The following is a 14,954-nucleotide window of genomic DNA, read 5'->3' as shown; positions in this document are numbered from 1 at the left end:
TGCCCAAATAAAAAAGGGGCTGGCACATCTCAAAATATCTTCAAGATGAGCCGGCCCCTTTACCATCAGGTATCCGGTTTGGTGGTAACACGTCTTCTGGCTTCCGGATTATCCCCCGGTTTCACCCTTCCCATCAGAGTACTACTCCAACAGTGGTTGCACAAAAAGTGCTTTAAAGAAACCGAAGTCCCCAGTCACAGCGGCGGGACCGCCACGGATTCAAACCGTGTTCCGTTTGTTAATCACCATTAAAAACTATATCAGACAAAACCCTGCCAGTCAATCAGGCTGGATAAATCTCAGACTTACTTTTTAATTCAACACTAACCTCAAGCAGGTGTTCACACTCACTTTGGGTACGGGGAGCTATACGCACGTATTGGGGCAGACCAAATGAAGTGCAGTCCCGCACCATCAACCCATATTTAAGGAATGCTGAACGAAAATCTGCAGCACTCCTTACCTTCAGCAGGAAAAAATTGGTCTCAGACGGAAACACACTGAAACCCAGCCTTATAAAACCCTGCATCAAATACTCTTTAGAGGCCTTTATCTTCTTTTCAGATTCCGCCAGATAGCTGGGATGACGCAGGCAAACCAGCCCTGCTTTTTGGGCAGCGGCATTCACGTTCCATGGGGGGCAAATCTTTTTCAGGTTGGCTATTATCTCTGCCGAGGCCATGCCGTAACCCAACCTTAGCCCGGCCAGAGCACAATCTTTGGTCATAGAGCGAATAACTATTAGATTGTCCGAATCAAGCAAATCTGCTGATTTCCAGCAATCTTCAGCAAAAGCTATATAGGCCTCATCCAGCACCAGCAGTGTATCAGTGCAGACATTCAGCACTTTTTCAATATCTGCTTTGGAAAGATAAACCCCGGTAGGATTGTTGGGATTACAAATAAATACCGCTTTGGGTTGATGTTTTTTAATAATGCGGCAGGTTAAATCCAAATCAAACTTAAAGCCGCTCTCTTCATCTGCCCACTGTTCAATTATGTCGGCACCGGCTACTTCCACCGCCAGTTCATACTCGCCAAAAGTGGGTTTAAGTATCAGCACTGTATCCCCCACCCCGAAATATGCCCCAGCCACCAGACGGATAACCTCCATAGAGCCGCTGCCTATAATCAGGTTTTCGGGTTTCAGCGAAAGCCTCCCCGCCAGATATTCTTTGAGTTCAGCAGACTCAGAGTCCGGGTAGCGGTCAATAACCAGAGAAGACAAAGCTTCTTTAAGTTCCACCGGTGCCGGATACGGGTTTGAGCTAACCGAAAAATCCATAACCGCATCAGGGCTTATACCCAGTTTTTTAAGCTCGGCATAGTTAGGGCCTCCATGGTAACATGGCTTTAGTTTTTCCAGCTGCGGTTTAGGCAATACGGGCAAAATAAATCACTCCCACGCTTATTAAAACCCAGATACAGCCCGCATTGTTTATAAGCACAAGCGAACAGCTGATAGTTTGGGGAAGCAACGGTCTTATATCATCCCCCAGAGAGTAGTGTCCCACTTTTTCCAAGCAAACTTCAAGGGCACCTGCCGCAGTAGCCATAGGCCAGCCCGCATTGGGGCTTTGGGTCTTCCCATGGTCACGCCACATTATCCGCCATGCCCCTGCGGGGCTGTAACGCCCAAAGAAGCTGGCAACCAGTATACACAAGGCAGACAGTCGGGCCGGTATAAAATTAAGCACATCATCAAATCTGGCAGCAAATTTGCCCAGATATTCGTATTTTCCGCGGTAGCCCACCATGCTGTCAAAAGTACTCACTACCCGGTATGCCATAACGCCGGGGACACCGAATATGAGAAAGAAAAAGAGCGGAGCCACAAACCCGTCTCCGATACTCTCCGCCACAGATTCCACTGCCGCCGCTACCAGTTTAGGCTGGGGCAGTTTGGACGTATCCCGTGAAACCAGAGACCGAAGTTCAAAACGAGCTTGGGCAATGTCATCTTTTTCTAACAATCGCTTAATAAGCAAAGCTGCTTTCCGCAGCCCGGTAACCGTAAAACACATCTTAAAGAGTATAGCTGAAACTATTATGTAAACTATACTATTTATCCCCTGCAACCAGTCCAGCAGGAAATATACCGGTACGAAAAATAGTGCCATGGTGAAAATAACCATGACTATCCCATAAACAAACTGGTATCCCTTGCCGCCTTTAAAGCCTGCCCGTTCAAACAGGGAAATTACCTTGCCCATATAAGCTACCGGGTGAAAGGCATTTGGAGGGTCACCAAAGACCATATCAATAACAAGCGCCAGCAGGAATATCAGCAGGATTTCCATATCTAGTGTCCTTTTCTGCTGGCAATACGCTTGGTCAAGGCTTCTTTAATAGCTAAAGTAACACTCCGCCCCATCAGTTCACCCAGCAGAGTATGCCCGCCCACGTAGGTTGCCTTGTCACCCATACCGGAAACTGCCACTATCTGGTCGGTACCGGTACCGCTGGCTTTGAGAGACGGGGTATAAGCACTCATAATACCCAGTTCATCCAGAGCAATAGTCTTAGCCTCGGTAGCTGTTATGAAACAGGAAGCCAATGTTGCCTGTGAAAGATTTTCACTGGTGAGGATAATGGTATTTATGGTACCAAAGGGTTTAAATCTGCCGTTGCGGTCAATGCCTGAAGATTTATCCTGTCCAATCCGCAAAGCATTGGACTCCACTCCGGCGGTAGCCAGAGCCACCACCCACAAATCACCCCGTTTTTCCTCATTGATAGCTAGGTGGTCCATAGTAACCCCGGTGGATAAAACCAATACTTTGGAAAGGGGGATGCCGATAGCACTCAGTGCCTTTGAAAAAACCTGCCGGTAATACCCGTTCCAGCTTAATTTATCATCATGCAGGCGCGGCCAGATAGCATCCGGCAGATAAATATTGCACACTGCCTTTATCTTGCGGTAACCCTGCCTGCCGGAAAGTGCCCGCCGTTCTTCAGGAAAAGTAACAACCAAAGCATTGGCAGGAACACCCCAAACCTCATGCTCTATAACCTCGGCTTTTATGCCGTGAAATTCGGCAACTGTTCGTATATTTACTTTCTCAGTGAGCATCCGTGCCTCCCTTTTCACCGTTTGCATTGCACCGGATATTACCCAGACGCGGCAGTACTGCCGGAAGCCCGCTGAGTGGGTGGGTATGGACATAACTGCCGGGGCCGTAAACACGGCTTATATTATCGGTAGTTATTACCTCAACCGGACTGCCATCTGCATGAATGCCATTGTTGTCAATGAGTATAAGCCTTTCGCAATAATGGGCAGCCAGATTCAGGTCATGCAAAGCGGCAATAACGGTAATATTCCGTTCGCGGCACTCAGATTTGATAAGGTCCAGTATCTCTATCTGGCGGCCTATATCCAGATTGGAAGTAGGCTCATCCAGCAAAATTGCTTCAGTTTTCTGGCACAGAGAGCGGGCAATAACCACACTTTGTATCTCCCCGCCGGAAAGTTCGCCGATTTGGCGGTCAGCCAGATGCAGTACCCCTGCCCTTGCCAGAGCCTCCCATGCTATAGCGATATCCTTGTGGCTTTCATACTGGAAAGTACCCATATGGGGGTTTCGCCCCATCAGAACAATCTCAAAAGCGGTAAAAGCACTGGGGAGTACCGGTATCTGGGGCACAACCCCTACCATTTTTGCCAGTTCCAAACGGGGTATAGAGCGTGAATTACGCCCATTGATATAAATACTGCCCAAACGCGGGTCTATTACTCTGGCCAAAGACTTTATCAGGGTAGATTTACCTGAACCATTCGGTCCTACCAACCCAATCATCTCACCGGGCATGGTTTTAAAGCTGACATTTTTCAGAACATCAACCGGACCATAGGCCAGGGTTACGTCTCGTACTTCAAGCTCAAACATTTTTCATATACCTAAAAGAGCATTCTGGTGCGTTTTCTAAGCAGATACAGAAAGAAAGGAGCACCCACCAAGGCCGTAATAGCCCCTACCGGTATTTCAGAGGGAGCAACCAGAGTGCGGGAAGCAATATCTGCCAGTATCATGAAAACCGCCCCTACCAGAGCCGAAAGAGGCAGCAAGAAACGATAATCTGCCCCCCATATCAACCTGATGGCATGCGGAACAATGATACCCACAAAACCGATAATACCCACAAAAGATACCGCCGCGGCTGTTATCAGGGTAGCCGCTGTAAGAAGGATAATCTTCATCCGCTCCACATCCACCCCCAGTTCCTGAGCTTGCTCCTCACCCAGCTGGATAAGGTTCAGGGAACGGGCAAACAGGAGTATAACCAGCGTGCCTATAATCACTATAGGTATAACAATTTTTACACTCTCCCAACCGGCCATGGAAAAACTGCCCATCAGCCAGAACATGACAGAGTGAATCTTGTCACCGCTAACCGTAATGAGGTACGACACAATAGCCGTAAGAAATGAACCCAGTGCCACACCAGCCAGTATCAGAGTAGTCACCGTAAGGCGGTTTCCCACTCTGGCCAGCATATACACTACCCCCACCGCCCCAAAAGCCCCTGCAAAAGCAAATAGCGGGGTAGTAAAAATACCCAGCACATCAAACCCGATACCCAGTATCAGCCCCAGCACTGCGCCTACGGCTGCGCCTTGAGCCACGCCGATAAGATACGGGTCTGCCAGAGGGTTTCGGAAGAGCCCCTGATAAGTAGCCCCGGCCACCGCCAAGGCCATACCCACTACTCCAGCCAGCAGCACTCTGGGCAAACGGATATCCCAAATAATAGCCTGGGTATTTACGGTCCAGTCAGGGCTAATATGTACGAAAGGAATTTTTGAAATCAAGATAGCTATAGTGGTAAAAAATGGCACTTCAACTGAGCCGAAGGAAATAGCAAAAACAGCCGCCACAAGCAGCAAACCAAACAACCCGGCCATAGCAAAAATCCGCCCCCTCCAATGGGGGTGCAAACCGCCGGGAACTGCCGGACAGTTTTCCTTATTCAGATTTGTATTTACACCCATTCTTACCTGCAAAACTGTGGGGCAGGTATATTACCTGCCCCACCTGAATTCTATATCAGCTGATAGCTCCAAATATTTCAGGGTGAAGCATCTTGGCCAGTTGTTCGAGAGCCTCTACAATTCGGGGCCCGGTACGGCCGATAAGGTCTGTGTTTATACTATATATATTGCCATTGATTCTGGCATCAATATTAGCCAGGCGGGGTTCATCCTGTATAAACAGCAGCGGCGCATCAGCCCCGGAACCCATTCCAGTACCAACCACTACCACTTGGGGGTTAGCCCCCAGCACTGTTTCCAAACCAATAGTCGGATAGGCTTCGGCTGAATCAGCAGTAATACTAACGCCTCCGACAGCAGTAATCAAGCCTGTTATGAAGGCAGTAGAACCAACGCTCATAAGAGGTTCATGCCAAACAATGTATAAAACACGCGGTTTCTGACTTTCAGACAGATTTTTAACCTTGGATGTTACTGCATCTATACGGGTCTGCATACTGTCCACCAGTGAATTGGCTTTTTTAACCTGATTCAGACACTTTCCGATAAGCTCAATAGATGCCAACACATCTTCCAGATTATCCGGGCTGATAGCTATTACGGTGAGACCCAGCTGTTCAAGCTGAGGAATAACTGTTGATGCATGAATATTGGAGGCCAGAATAATATCAGGTCCAATGGCAGTCACTGCTTCGGCATCCACATTTGAAAAACCGCCCACTTTGGGTTTATCTTTGGCGGCTTCGGGGTAATTGCAATAGGTAGTCACACCCACCAGTTTATCTTCAAGACCCATAGCATAAATAGTTTCGGTATTGCTGGGAGAAAGAGAAACTATGGTCTGAGGTTCAGACAGGATAGTTACGATTCTGCCAAGTTGATCTGTCACCGTCAGCGGATAAGTCACTTCAGTTACAACCGGGTTTTCGTCATCAGGATTGGTATCGTCTGCAGTTTTACAGCCACCCACCAGACCTAACAACAAAACCAAGCTTAAGAAGACACCGGCAACAGTAGTACCCAGCCGGGCACTCTTACTGTTAAGTTTCATATTTATATCATCCAGCATAACTGCTCCATTCATTTTTAATATTGAAAACAGGGGCATCGGGCAAAGCGTTTTCCTCTTACAAATTCTTCTGCATGGCCATACCTCCTCTTACCGCGGAGAGCCTTTTAGAACGAACCTTGAGGTTCTGACTTGGAGCATTTGCCCCTTACAGCAGGCGGTACTGCGCCGGAATTTCACCGGGCTTGCACTCAAAGTTCTAAGGCCCTTTTAGTTGTATTTACATTTTGCCAGGTGCAAAAAAATACCTCTGCCTCATCGGACAAAGGTATTTCAGCCATTTTAAAATGACTCCCCTCCCTATTCCGCGGAGTGCCTGGTAAACGGGGTTCTGAGGTTCTGGCTCCCGGAAGTATTCCCTCCGGTTACAGCAGGCGGTACTGCGCCGGCTTCACACCGGTCTTGCACTCATAGCTACCCCGTTACATATTCAACTAAAATTTAGTTTACTCCAGTATTTTTGATTAGTCAATACATCAGCCATAAATTGTAAGATTTTTTTGGCAGTTATATCAGGAAAATCACTTTTGCAGACCAAAAGAAACCCCCGTATCTTACAAAAGAAAACGGGGGGGGTAACTAAATTCATTTCGGGTCGGGGGTCAACTAGCCGTCGGATACGCCATCGGGGTCATTGTTCTCCAGCAGGCGTTTATGCTTGGGGAGAATACGCTCCCGATAAACTGCTTCCAGCATGTCCAGCAATTTGTACGGGTCTGATTCATAGTAAACGCGGGCACCGGTTTCCTTGTCCACCATGGCAATAATCTTGTCCAGATGGTCAGCAATGCCGCCGCTTCCCCGCAGTACCCCTATAACTTTGCCTTCGTCGTAAGCTATAGCAAACTCACCCAACGTACCGGACCGCCCTCCGGCAAATATCACCACGTCACAACTGCGGATATTTTCAATCTCCCGTCCCATCAGACCTGACCCGGTATAGATAATAGCATCGTAACCACGAGTGGGAGAGTGGTATTTTTCTACATGTTCTTCCAAGTTCAGGGCGGGGGAAATACCTACTACTACCCCGCCTTCTTCTTTAGACCCCAGAACGGTTTCATGGGGCATTCCGGGGCAGGCACCGGTAATAAGCACATGTTTGCGCTTGGCTATGCAGGCACCCAAACACCGTAAACTTTTTTTGGTTTCGTCAGTCATAGTCCCACCGGCTGAACCCATAACCCCTATTGTCATCTGGGGGAAAGGCGGAATTACCCTGGTTGATTTCGTCATTACTCTTGCTTCTCTCTCTAAGGTTTAACAATATATATAATAGCAAACCATTCGACCCTAATAAACAGGCTCATCTCAATCAATAAACCAGCCGCAGTTTGTAAGTCTGCGGCTGTTGAAACTTGTTTTAGAATTACCGGATTATTTTATCTTGCGGGCTACGACGGCAATCTCAGGTGAACCTGCCCAATAAACCGCCCCGGCAACATCAGAAAATATGTCTGCCACCTCAAACCCTTTTTCGGCCAACTCATGTTTAAGCTCTGCCACACAGAAATACTTCAGCCAGTTAAAAACCTGCCATTCCCTATCCGTCTCTATAAGGGTGTATTTATCCAGCACCACCTTTTCAAGCGGATATTTAAAGGTATTTATGAAGCCGAAATAATCATTGCCTGACCAAAAACCATCCATCAGGCGGTATTCATAACCAGCTGTTTCAGCCCGCCCTTCATAAGCTGAGAGAGAAAACACATCCAGTAGTATATTCCCGTCATCCTTCAGGCATTTGTTCCAGACTGAAAGAAGCTGGCAGCGCTGGGAAGGGCTCAGGGCACAGTAATCACAATAAATAAGGGTTATCAGGTCAAACTGCTTCGGGGTGGCAAACTCAAGGTAATTTTGTTCTATATAATGAATATCCAGATAGTGGCTGGCTGCAAAATCACGGGCATAACTGATAGAACGGCTTGAGAAATCTATACCGGTCACATCTGCACCGGTGGCAGCCAAACGGCTGGTATAAAGCCCCGGCCCGCAGCCAAAATCACAAACCTGCTTGCCGTCACCCAAACCAAAATAGTCTTTTATCCAGCCTGCAGATTTTTCAATGAATACTGCCTTGCGTGAAGCGGGCTCAATATCCGGATTGAGATGGAACTCCAGCATTCGGGAGGAAATATGAGGGTCATTCCAAAGTACAGGTGCACTGTACTGCTGATATAACTCAGGTTTAGTATTTATATCTGCCAGTTTTTTAAACACAAGCTTCCCCTTTATTTATTAAATGGAAAAATCGGGCACTTAAGCCCTTGCCATTCGGGAAATCTTTAGCAGATCATAATATAATATGATATAAAGAGATATTGGCATTAGTCAAGGAGTTTAAAATGGATGCACTTGAAGCCATTTTCAGCCGGCGAAGCATACGCCATTACCAACACGGAGATATAAGCGCCTCCGAACTGGATACCCTTTTAAGGGCAGGCATGGCTGCCCCTTCCGCCGGCAACCAGCAGGTCTGGCATTTTGTAGTTATAGATGACCGCCGGATACTGGATAAAATACCGGATATTCACCCTTACTCCAAAATGCTGAAGGAAGCCCCGATGGCCATCATGGTCTGTGCAGACCAAAGTGCCGAAACTAAAACAGGTTACTGGATACAGGACTGTGCGGCCGCTACCCAAAATATCCTTCTGGCAGCAGAGGCACTGGGACTGGGTGCTTGCTGGCTGGGACTGCACCCCCGCGAAGAACGCAAAGAAGCCATTTCCCGTTTACTAAATCTACCTGTTAGTATCAGCCCGCTTAGCCTTATCGCCATCGGCAAAAAAGGGGAGACCAAACCGCCTGCAAAGCGTTATTTGGAAAGCCATATCCATAAAAATGGCTGGTAGCTTCAGACCAGATTTGAAAAAGAACCTGTTAAACGTTAAAATTAGGCACATATGTCAAATACGAAATTAGATAGTTTATGCATAAACGCCCTTCGCTTTCTTTCGGTAGACGCTGTTCAGAAGGCAAATTCAGGGCATCCCGGAGCGCCTATGGGTATGGCCGCTATGGCATATGCCCTGTGGCAAAATTTTCTCAAGCATAACCCGCAGGACCCCGCTTGGCCTAACCGTGACCGTTTTATACTTTCAGCCGGCCATGCCTCTGCCCTGCTTTATTCACTACTCCACCTGACCGGTTATGACCTGCCGCTGGACGAACTTAAAAATTTCCGCCAGTGGGGCAGTAAAACACCGGGACATCCGGAATACGGCCTGACTCCCGGGGTTGAAATGACTACCGGCCCGCTTGGGCAGGGTTTTGCAAGCGGTGTGGGTATGGCTATGGCCGAAGCTCATTTGGCAGCGGTTTTTAACCAGCCGGATTGCAAAATTATAGACCATTATACCTACGGCATAGTCTCTGACGGAGACCTGATGGAAGGCGTAGCTTCAGAAGCGGCCTCTCTGGCCGGGCATTTAGCCCTTGGCAAGCTGATTTATCTGTATGATGACAATGATATATCTATTGAAGGTTCAACTGAGCTGGCTTTTACCGAAAACGCAGCTCTGCGCTTTGAAAGTTACGGCTGGCAGGTTATAGACCATGTAGACGGGCTTGACCCGGAGGCGGTATCTCAGGCTATTAAACAAGCCCAGTCAGATACCACCCGCCCCAGCCTGATTATCTGCAAAACAATCATCGGCTTTGGCAGCCCGAATAAGGCCGGCAAGGCCTCTGCCCATGGCGAGCCGCTGGGAACAGATGAGGTATCCAAGAGCCGTAAATCTCTGGGGTGGGACTATGAACCGTTTGTAATACCAGTTGAGGCTCTAACAGAGTTCCGCGAAGCACTGGGCAAGGGCAAAACAGCCCAGCAGGTTTGGTTGTCCAAGCTGGACTACTATTTAAGCCATTATCCCGAAAAAGCCTCACTGCTGCAGGACATGCTTTCGGGCAACTTACCTGAAGACTGGGACAAAGATCTGGATAGACTCTTTGACAAAGCTATGTCCAGCCGCGAGGCTTCAGGCCTGCTGATAAATGCCTTGGCTTCCCGCCTGCCTTCTCTCATGGGTGGTTCGGCAGACCTCAGCCCGTCTAACAAGACCGTTATCAAAGACGGCGGGGAATACGAACCTCACTATTACGAGGGACGGAATATCCATTTCGGAGTGAGGGAGCACGCCATGGGGGCAATAGCTAACGGACTGGCTCTCCACGGGGGCATAATACCTTACGTTGCCACTTTCCTCATATTTTATGACTACATGCGTCCGGCTGTACGGTTGGCTTCACTTATGGGGCAAAGGGTGATTTATATTTTTACCCATGATTCCATCGGTCTGGGAGAAGACGGCCCTACCCACCAACCCATTGAACAGCTGGCCGGTCTGCGTTCGGTACCCGGTCTGGTTACTATCCGTCCGGCAGATTCATATGAGACTGCTCAGGCATGGAAAACGGCTATACTCCGTAAGAACGGCCCTACCGCCATTGCCCTGTCCCGTCAGAAACTGCCGCTTTTAGATAACTCTCAGACAAAATCCTTAAACCTGCCTAAAGGGGCATATATACTGCAGGAAACAGACTCCCACCCGCAGGTAGCTCTAGTTGCCAGCGGGTCTGAAGTAACTATAGCGGTTGAAGCGGCTGAAATACTTAAGGGGAAAGGCATATCCTCAAGGGTAGTATCTTTCCCTTCATGGCAGCTTTTTGATAACCAACCCCAAACCTACCGCCAGAGTGTCCTGCCTTCTTCCCTGCCACGGGTAATAATGGAAGCTGGCAACTCACAGGGCTGGTGCAAATATCTGGGTACAAACGGAACTGTTATTTCAATTGACCACTTCGGGGCATCAGCCCCGGCGCCCCTGCTTTACAAAAACTTCGGCCTGACCCCTGAAAACATGGCTGAAAAAGCTTTAAAGCTTTTGGAGAATGAACATGAGTAATATCTCTATTGCCATCGGGGCAGACCATGGCGGTTACGACCTTAAGACAGGTATTTTACCCTTCCTGAACCATTTGGGGTTAAAAGTTTTGGATCTGGGGGCTTGCACCTATAACAGTTCTGATGATTATCCTGATTTTGCTCAGACAGTTGCCCGAAATGTTGCCTGCGGAAAAACAGACCGAGGCATTATCATCTGCGGTAGCGGAGTGGGCGCCTGTATCACTGCCAACAAAATAAAGGGTATCAGAGCCGGTCTCTGCCATGACGTTTACTCTGCCCACCAGGGTGTGGAACATGATGACATGAACGTGCTGTGTTTAGGAGCAAGAGTGATAGGCATAGAAGTAGCCAAAGAGATTATCAGTGCCTTTTTAAATGCCCGTTTCACCGGTGAAGAAAGACACAAACGCCGTCTTGAAAAACTGCTTAAGGTTGAAAAAGAAGGCTAAAGCCCGGCTTCCTTAGCCGAATTTTTGGCCAGTTTATCCAAATACAGGTAGCTTGACTGCGGATCGGATTGCCGGAAAATAGCACTCCCCACGCATATATCATTTACCCCTGCCGCCACAATCTCAGGTATATTGGACTGCTTGGCCCCGCCGTCCAGCCCTATTTCGGTTTCAGGGAAACGCCTTTTAAACTCTTTTACCTTGAGAAGTACCTCAGGTATAAACGGCGCGCCGTAAAAACCGGGAATAACCGACATAAAAAGCACCATATCCACCTGAGGCACCAGATGAGCGAACTCTGCAACAGAGGTCTCCGGGTTTACTGCCAATCCCACCTTAAAACCCATCTCTTTTATCCTGCTGATAACATATTCAGGGCGGGGGGTTGCCTCAAAATGGAATATTACCCTGCGAGCACCATGCTGCTTGCAGTAAGTCAGATACTCTTCCGGATTCAGGGTCATCAAGTGTATTTCGGAAGCAAAACTGGGCTTATATCTGCCCAGAACCTCCGGGGGTATGCTTAGCGAAGGCACGAACTGCCCGTCCATGATATCTATCTGGGCAACCGGTGCAAAACCCTCTGACTGTTTTATCATGGACTCAAAGGCCGCAGGATCATCTGTAAGTATAGCCGGCACTACTTTTACGTCTTTCAACTAATCTCTCTCTATCAATATTACTCTGGCAGGTGCCCCGTCCACTTTGCCCAGTTTCAGCGGCAAACAGTAAAGCTCATAATCACCTTCAGGCACACCCGCAAGTTGCAACGTTTCCAATATAACCACTCCTTGGCTTAAAAGATGCTTGTGCACTCCATCCAGACCTTGAAAGTCCTCTACCGAAAGATAGTCTATACCCAACAGCCGTATACCTATTTCAGTCAGATACTGAGCCGCTCCAATGTCTATATACGTATAGTTTTCATCAAAATCAGGCCTTTTCCAGAGGCTCTCATTGTCAGTAGCCAGAATAAGCCGAGTTACCCCTTTAAGGTCAGCATGTTCAAGCATTTTGCGGGTAATAGTTTTCACCCCGCCAAAACGCAAAACCCGAACATCACCAACCAGTATCTCCAGAGGTATCTCACCCGCTCCAATACCTTCTTCAAAAAAATGATGCGGGGCATCTATATGACTACCGTTATGTAATGTCATTGTCAGCCGGCTAAGGTTGCTATGAGAACCGTACTTGATACTGTGCAGCAGAGTTATCTCCGGGCAACTATCGCCCGGCCAGCTAATCATATCAGGGCGTATTTCAGGGCTGAGGTCGTAAATTTTTTTCATGCCTTTACCTTAGCTAATTGTAGAAAGGAACAAAGGCAGGTGTCAAGCAAGGTTTAAATGGAGTTTCGCCATAAAAGCATGGGATGTGAGGAATTTTCAATCAAGCCGGCTGCCACACTTCCATAATACCATTTCTCTATTCCAGAGCGATTATGGGTGGTAAATGAAATAAGCGAGGCATTTATATCTTCGGCGGTACTTAAAATAGTTTCAGGAATTTTGTCTGAAACTTCCATACGGAATTCAGTTTCAATTCCATTTGCCTGCAACTCGCCGGTCAAGCGTTCCAGATAAGCCTGTGCCTGCTGTTTAAGTTCTTCAAGAAGTGCTTGGTAATATTCATCCCAGCTGGGTTGAATACTGGGTGAACGGTCTGAAGGTATGCATGGCGGTTGAATAACCACCAGCAAGGTAAGTTTGCTCTTAAAATCACGTGCCAGATCAGATACCTGTTTTAGGCAAGCCTCAGAGAAGAGTGAGCCGTCCAGTGGCAATAAAATATTTGCAAAAACTGCCTTGTCGGGGTCATGCCCTTCCTTCACCAATAATACCGGCAGATTAGTAGCTTTAATCAGCTTTTCGGACACACTGCCCAGTACCATTTTCTTAATTCCGGTATATCCGTGAGAAGCCATACACAACAGGTCAATACCATTCTCATTGATACATTTCAAAATAAGCGGTAAAAGCTCACCGCAGAACATTTTTCCGTTGGCTTGAATGCCTTTTGTCCGTAATTCAGCAGATTTAGCATCCAAATATTTCTGGCGTTCGTCGGTAATTTTAGGTTTGGGATCACAGATGCTTACCAGTAAAAGTTCGGTTTCGGGGTAACTGGCCATAAGTTCAGCCACAGGAAGGGTCTTTTCAGCTGTTTTTGTACCATCAAGAGTTATAAGTATACGTTTAAAATACATCTTCTGACCTCAAAAGTTCTCAGAAGATTATACCCTATACGTCCTGTCTGTGGAATATTATTTTAAAATGTTTTTAAAAAACAGCATAATTTCGAAAGACTCATATAATGGAAGAGGGCGTACAATCAAAATCTAGGGGATAGTACTACTTCGGGGTCAGGCCTTAGAAACCTTTTTAAGCAAAACATCAAAAGCTTCAAACCATTTTACTTTAACTTCATCCGTCCATGCAGGATCAAATGTAGGGAATTTACCCAGTAGCACTCTATCCATATCTGAATTATCTGGAACTTTCATTGTATTATCTGGAATTAGAACATGCGAAGCAGTCCTTGGTATTATTTTCTTTTGAATCTTCTTAGTACCAGTTCCAGACCGTCCGACACGTGATTTTTTGGTAACGAACGGCGAAATGGATATATCAGCATCTTCTGCCAACCCCAGAAAGAACTTAATACACTTGCGAACTACATCATCCGCCACTTTAAAGCTATTATGGAAAAGTTCTTCCAGCTGGGCATAGGTAAGTGATTCAGGATCTGCGGAAGAATTAAAAACGAATTGATATCCTTCAAGCGTAATCTGCCTGAGTATCAGGGTACGGTCTTCTCCCCGGGCATCCACCAAACGGCGCAATTTTTCCCGCGGCATACCTTCGGCATCTGCCAAACCTAAAAAGCGCAGGGCAGACATAAGCTGGGTGCCGGTACTGCCAGACCACTTGTCTCCCCAAAAACTGCGGTCTAAACGAGATGGAATGGCCTCCTGTAAGCCTAAAAGAAAGTTTAAGAAGGTTCGGTATGATACATATGGGGGTAAGGGTTTTGAGCCTTTTAGATTAGCCATTTCTCCTCCATCCAGACATTTTATTCCATCAATTACGAAATAGCAAGAATTTAATCTGTTTTGGCGTATATTCCAATGTTGGATTAACTGGTATTTTTGAGGACGTTTTTTATAATAGTTCCAAGTGTTCTAATTCCAGCTAGAATATTCCAAAATTATTTTGGACTAAATTTGACGGCTCTATTTGGAACGGATTAATATGTGGCACAACTGAATCTTCAAGGGAGGGAAAATACCTATGGGGACTGCAATTGAGTATCAGAAGCTGATGACGGAGATTGTACATATCAATCTACCCGGGCCGGCTGAACCTATGCCCGGCATGAGTGGCGGTGAACTTCTTCATGGATTCCTAGCAGAATTATACCGCGCGCCCAGCACTGATTCAAAGGCTTTTATTGAGTCACTATCCGGTAAATGGAATGTTCATTTTCGCCACGTCAAGTAGGTAACTACCTATATATATAGGGGTTGCCGGGGGA

General features: G+C 47.2%; 16 protein-coding genes and 1 riboswitch. Of the genes, 4 read left to right on the top strand and 12 right to left on the bottom strand.

The genetic code is table 11. The annotated features are described in order from the left end of the window. Positions 1 to 69: 69 nt before the first annotated feature. A riboswitch (cobalamin riboswitch) is annotated at positions 70 to 262 on the bottom strand. A gap of 21 nt (positions 263 to 283) precedes the next feature. The 8 genes from X794_RS02590 to X794_RS02555 form a co-directional block, all read right to left on the bottom strand. After that, positions 284 to 1,390 (bottom strand): pyridoxal phosphate-dependent aminotransferase, encoded by a 1,107-nt coding sequence (locus tag X794_RS02590; RefSeq protein WP_011309163.1) that lies wholly within the window; start codon positions 1,388 to 1,390, stop codon positions 284 to 286. Then, the gene (locus X794_RS02585) at positions 1,374 to 2,300 is read right to left on the bottom strand and encodes a cobalamin biosynthesis protein (RefSeq protein WP_011309162.1); all 927 of its coding nucleotides are present in this window, start codon (positions 2,298 to 2,300) and stop codon (positions 1,374 to 1,376) included. Before X794_RS02585 ends, X794_RS02590 begins: the two co-directional genes overlap by 17 nt. A gap of 2 nt (positions 2,301 to 2,302) precedes the next feature. Continuing rightward, positions 2,303 to 3,073, bottom strand: a complete 771-nt coding sequence (locus tag X794_RS02580; RefSeq protein ID WP_011309161.1) for an adenosylcobinamide amidohydrolase — start codon at positions 3,071 to 3,073, stop codon at positions 2,303 to 2,305. Beyond that, on the bottom strand, positions 3,063 to 3,890 hold the full coding sequence (locus X794_RS02575; protein WP_011309160.1) for an ABC transporter ATP-binding protein: 828 nt from the start codon (positions 3,888 to 3,890) through the stop codon (positions 3,063 to 3,065). The genes X794_RS02580 and X794_RS02575 overlap by 11 nt, the downstream gene beginning before the upstream one ends. Positions 3,891 to 3,901: 11 nt before the next feature. Beyond that, a complete protein-coding gene (locus X794_RS02570; RefSeq protein ID WP_011309159.1) occupies positions 3,902 to 4,993 on the bottom strand; it encodes a FecCD family ABC transporter permease in 1,092 nt (363 codons plus the stop codon). Positions 4,994 to 5,048: 55 nt separating this feature from the next. Then, positions 5,049 to 6,062: an ABC transporter substrate-binding protein gene (locus tag X794_RS02565; RefSeq protein ID WP_011309158.1), complete on the bottom strand. Its 1,014-nt coding sequence runs from the start codon at positions 6,060 to 6,062 to the stop codon at positions 5,049 to 5,051. Between the two features lie 606 nt (positions 6,063 to 6,668). Further along, complete coding sequence (locus X794_RS02560; protein WP_011928974.1) at positions 6,669 to 7,298, bottom strand: LOG family protein; 630 nt, start codon at positions 7,296 to 7,298, stop codon at positions 6,669 to 6,671. Positions 7,299 to 7,439: 141 nt separating this feature from the next. Then, a complete protein-coding gene (locus tag X794_RS02555; protein ID WP_041344465.1) occupies positions 7,440 to 8,282 on the bottom strand; it encodes a class I SAM-dependent methyltransferase in 843 nt (280 codons plus the stop codon). Positions 8,283 to 8,407: 125 nt separating this feature from the next. On the opposite strand from X794_RS02555, the gene X794_RS02550 reads away from it, so the two are divergent. The 3 genes from X794_RS02550 to rpiB are packed head-to-tail and all read left to right on the top strand — an operon-like array spanning position 8,408 to position 11,420. Beyond that, positions 8,408 to 8,917 carry a nitroreductase family protein gene (locus X794_RS02550; RefSeq protein ID WP_011309155.1) on the top strand — a complete coding sequence of 170 codons (510 nt, stop codon included), beginning with the start codon at positions 8,408 to 8,410 and terminating at the stop codon, positions 8,915 to 8,917. Between the two features lie 51 nt (positions 8,918 to 8,968). Further along, a complete protein-coding gene (tkt, locus tag X794_RS02545) occupies positions 8,969 to 10,969 on the top strand; it encodes a transketolase (protein WP_034376631.1) in 2,001 nt (666 codons plus the stop codon). Beyond that, a complete protein-coding gene (rpiB, locus tag X794_RS02540) occupies positions 10,962 to 11,420 on the top strand; it encodes a ribose 5-phosphate isomerase B (RefSeq protein ID WP_034376633.1) in 459 nt (152 codons plus the stop codon). The genes tkt and rpiB overlap by 8 nt, the downstream gene beginning before the upstream one ends. Here rpiB and X794_RS02535 read toward each other — a convergent pair. From X794_RS02535 to X794_RS02520, 4 genes are all read right to left on the bottom strand, one after another. Next, positions 11,417 to 12,079 carry a ribulose-phosphate 3-epimerase gene (locus X794_RS02535; protein ID WP_011309152.1) on the bottom strand — a complete coding sequence of 221 codons (663 nt, stop codon included), beginning with the start codon at positions 12,077 to 12,079 and terminating at the stop codon, positions 11,417 to 11,419. The two genes, rpiB and X794_RS02535, sit on opposite strands and share 4 nt — an antisense overlap. Beyond that, on the bottom strand, positions 12,080 to 12,709 hold the full coding sequence (locus X794_RS02530; RefSeq protein ID WP_015407656.1) for a cyclase family protein: 630 nt from the start codon (positions 12,707 to 12,709) through the stop codon (positions 12,080 to 12,082). A gap of 53 nt (positions 12,710 to 12,762) precedes the next feature. Continuing rightward, positions 12,763 to 13,626, bottom strand: coding sequence for a universal stress protein (locus X794_RS02525; RefSeq protein ID WP_015407009.1), 864 nt, complete (start codon positions 13,624 to 13,626; stop codon positions 12,763 to 12,765). Positions 13,627 to 13,782: 156 nt separating this feature from the next. Beyond that, positions 13,783 to 14,472, bottom strand: coding sequence for a DUF5343 domain-containing protein (locus tag X794_RS02520; RefSeq protein ID WP_011309149.1), 690 nt, complete (start codon positions 14,470 to 14,472; stop codon positions 13,783 to 13,785). 238 nt (positions 14,473 to 14,710) lie between these two features. Between X794_RS02520 and X794_RS07495 the strand changes: the two genes are divergently transcribed. Continuing rightward, positions 14,711 to 14,920 (top strand): hypothetical protein, encoded by a 210-nt coding sequence (locus X794_RS07495; RefSeq protein WP_011928966.1) that lies wholly within the window; start codon positions 14,711 to 14,713, stop codon positions 14,918 to 14,920. Positions 14,921 to 14,954: the final 34 nt, after the last annotated feature.

Origin of the sequence: Dehalococcoides mccartyi CG5, assembly GCF_000830885.1 — a bacterium.
GTDB lineage: Bacteria > Chloroflexota > Dehalococcoidia > Dehalococcoidales > Dehalococcoidaceae > Dehalococcoides > Dehalococcoides mccartyi_B.
Note: the sequence above shows the minus strand (reverse complement) of the source record. Positions and strands in the feature narration are given on the sequence as shown.

Bases quoted from the DNA above. Each gene is read 5' to 3' on its own strand.
- X794_RS02580 (WP_011309161.1), bottom strand. From the start codon at position 3,073: ATGCTCACTGAGAAAGTAAATATACGAACAGTTGCCGAATTTCACGGC.
- X794_RS02565 (WP_011309158.1), bottom strand. From the start codon at position 6,062: ATGCTGGATGATATAAATATGAAACTTAACAGTAAGAGTGCCCGGCTG.
- X794_RS02560 (WP_011928974.1), bottom strand. From the start codon at position 7,298: ATGACGAAATCAACCAGGGTAATTCCGCCTTTCCCCCAGATGACAATA.
- X794_RS02520 (WP_011309149.1), bottom strand. From the start codon at position 14,472: ATGGCTAATCTAAAAGGCTCAAAACCCTTACCCCCATATGTATCATAC.
- X794_RS02575 (WP_011309160.1), bottom strand. From the start codon at position 3,890: ATGTTTGAGCTTGAAGTACGAGACGTAACCCTGGCCTATGGTCCGGTT.
- rpiB (WP_034376633.1), top strand. From the start codon at position 10,962: ATGAGTAATATCTCTATTGCCATCGGGGCAGACCATGGCGGTTACGAC.
- X794_RS07495 (WP_011928966.1), top strand. From the start codon at position 14,711: ATGGGGACTGCAATTGAGTATCAGAAGCTGATGACGGAGATTGTACAT.
- tkt (WP_034376631.1), top strand. From the start codon at position 8,969: ATGTCAAATACGAAATTAGATAGTTTATGCATAAACGCCCTTCGCTTT.
- X794_RS02530 (WP_015407656.1), bottom strand. From the start codon at position 12,709: ATGAAAAAAATTTACGACCTCAGCCCTGAAATACGCCCTGATATGATT.
- X794_RS02585 (WP_011309162.1), bottom strand. From the start codon at position 2,300: ATGGAAATCCTGCTGATATTCCTGCTGGCGCTTGTTATTGATATGGTC.
- X794_RS02525 (WP_015407009.1), bottom strand. From the start codon at position 13,626: ATGTATTTTAAACGTATACTTATAACTCTTGATGGTACAAAAACAGCT.
- X794_RS02570 (WP_011309159.1), bottom strand. From the start codon at position 4,993: ATGGGTGTAAATACAAATCTGAATAAGGAAAACTGTCCGGCAGTTCCC.
- X794_RS02550 (WP_011309155.1), top strand. From the start codon at position 8,408: ATGGATGCACTTGAAGCCATTTTCAGCCGGCGAAGCATACGCCATTAC.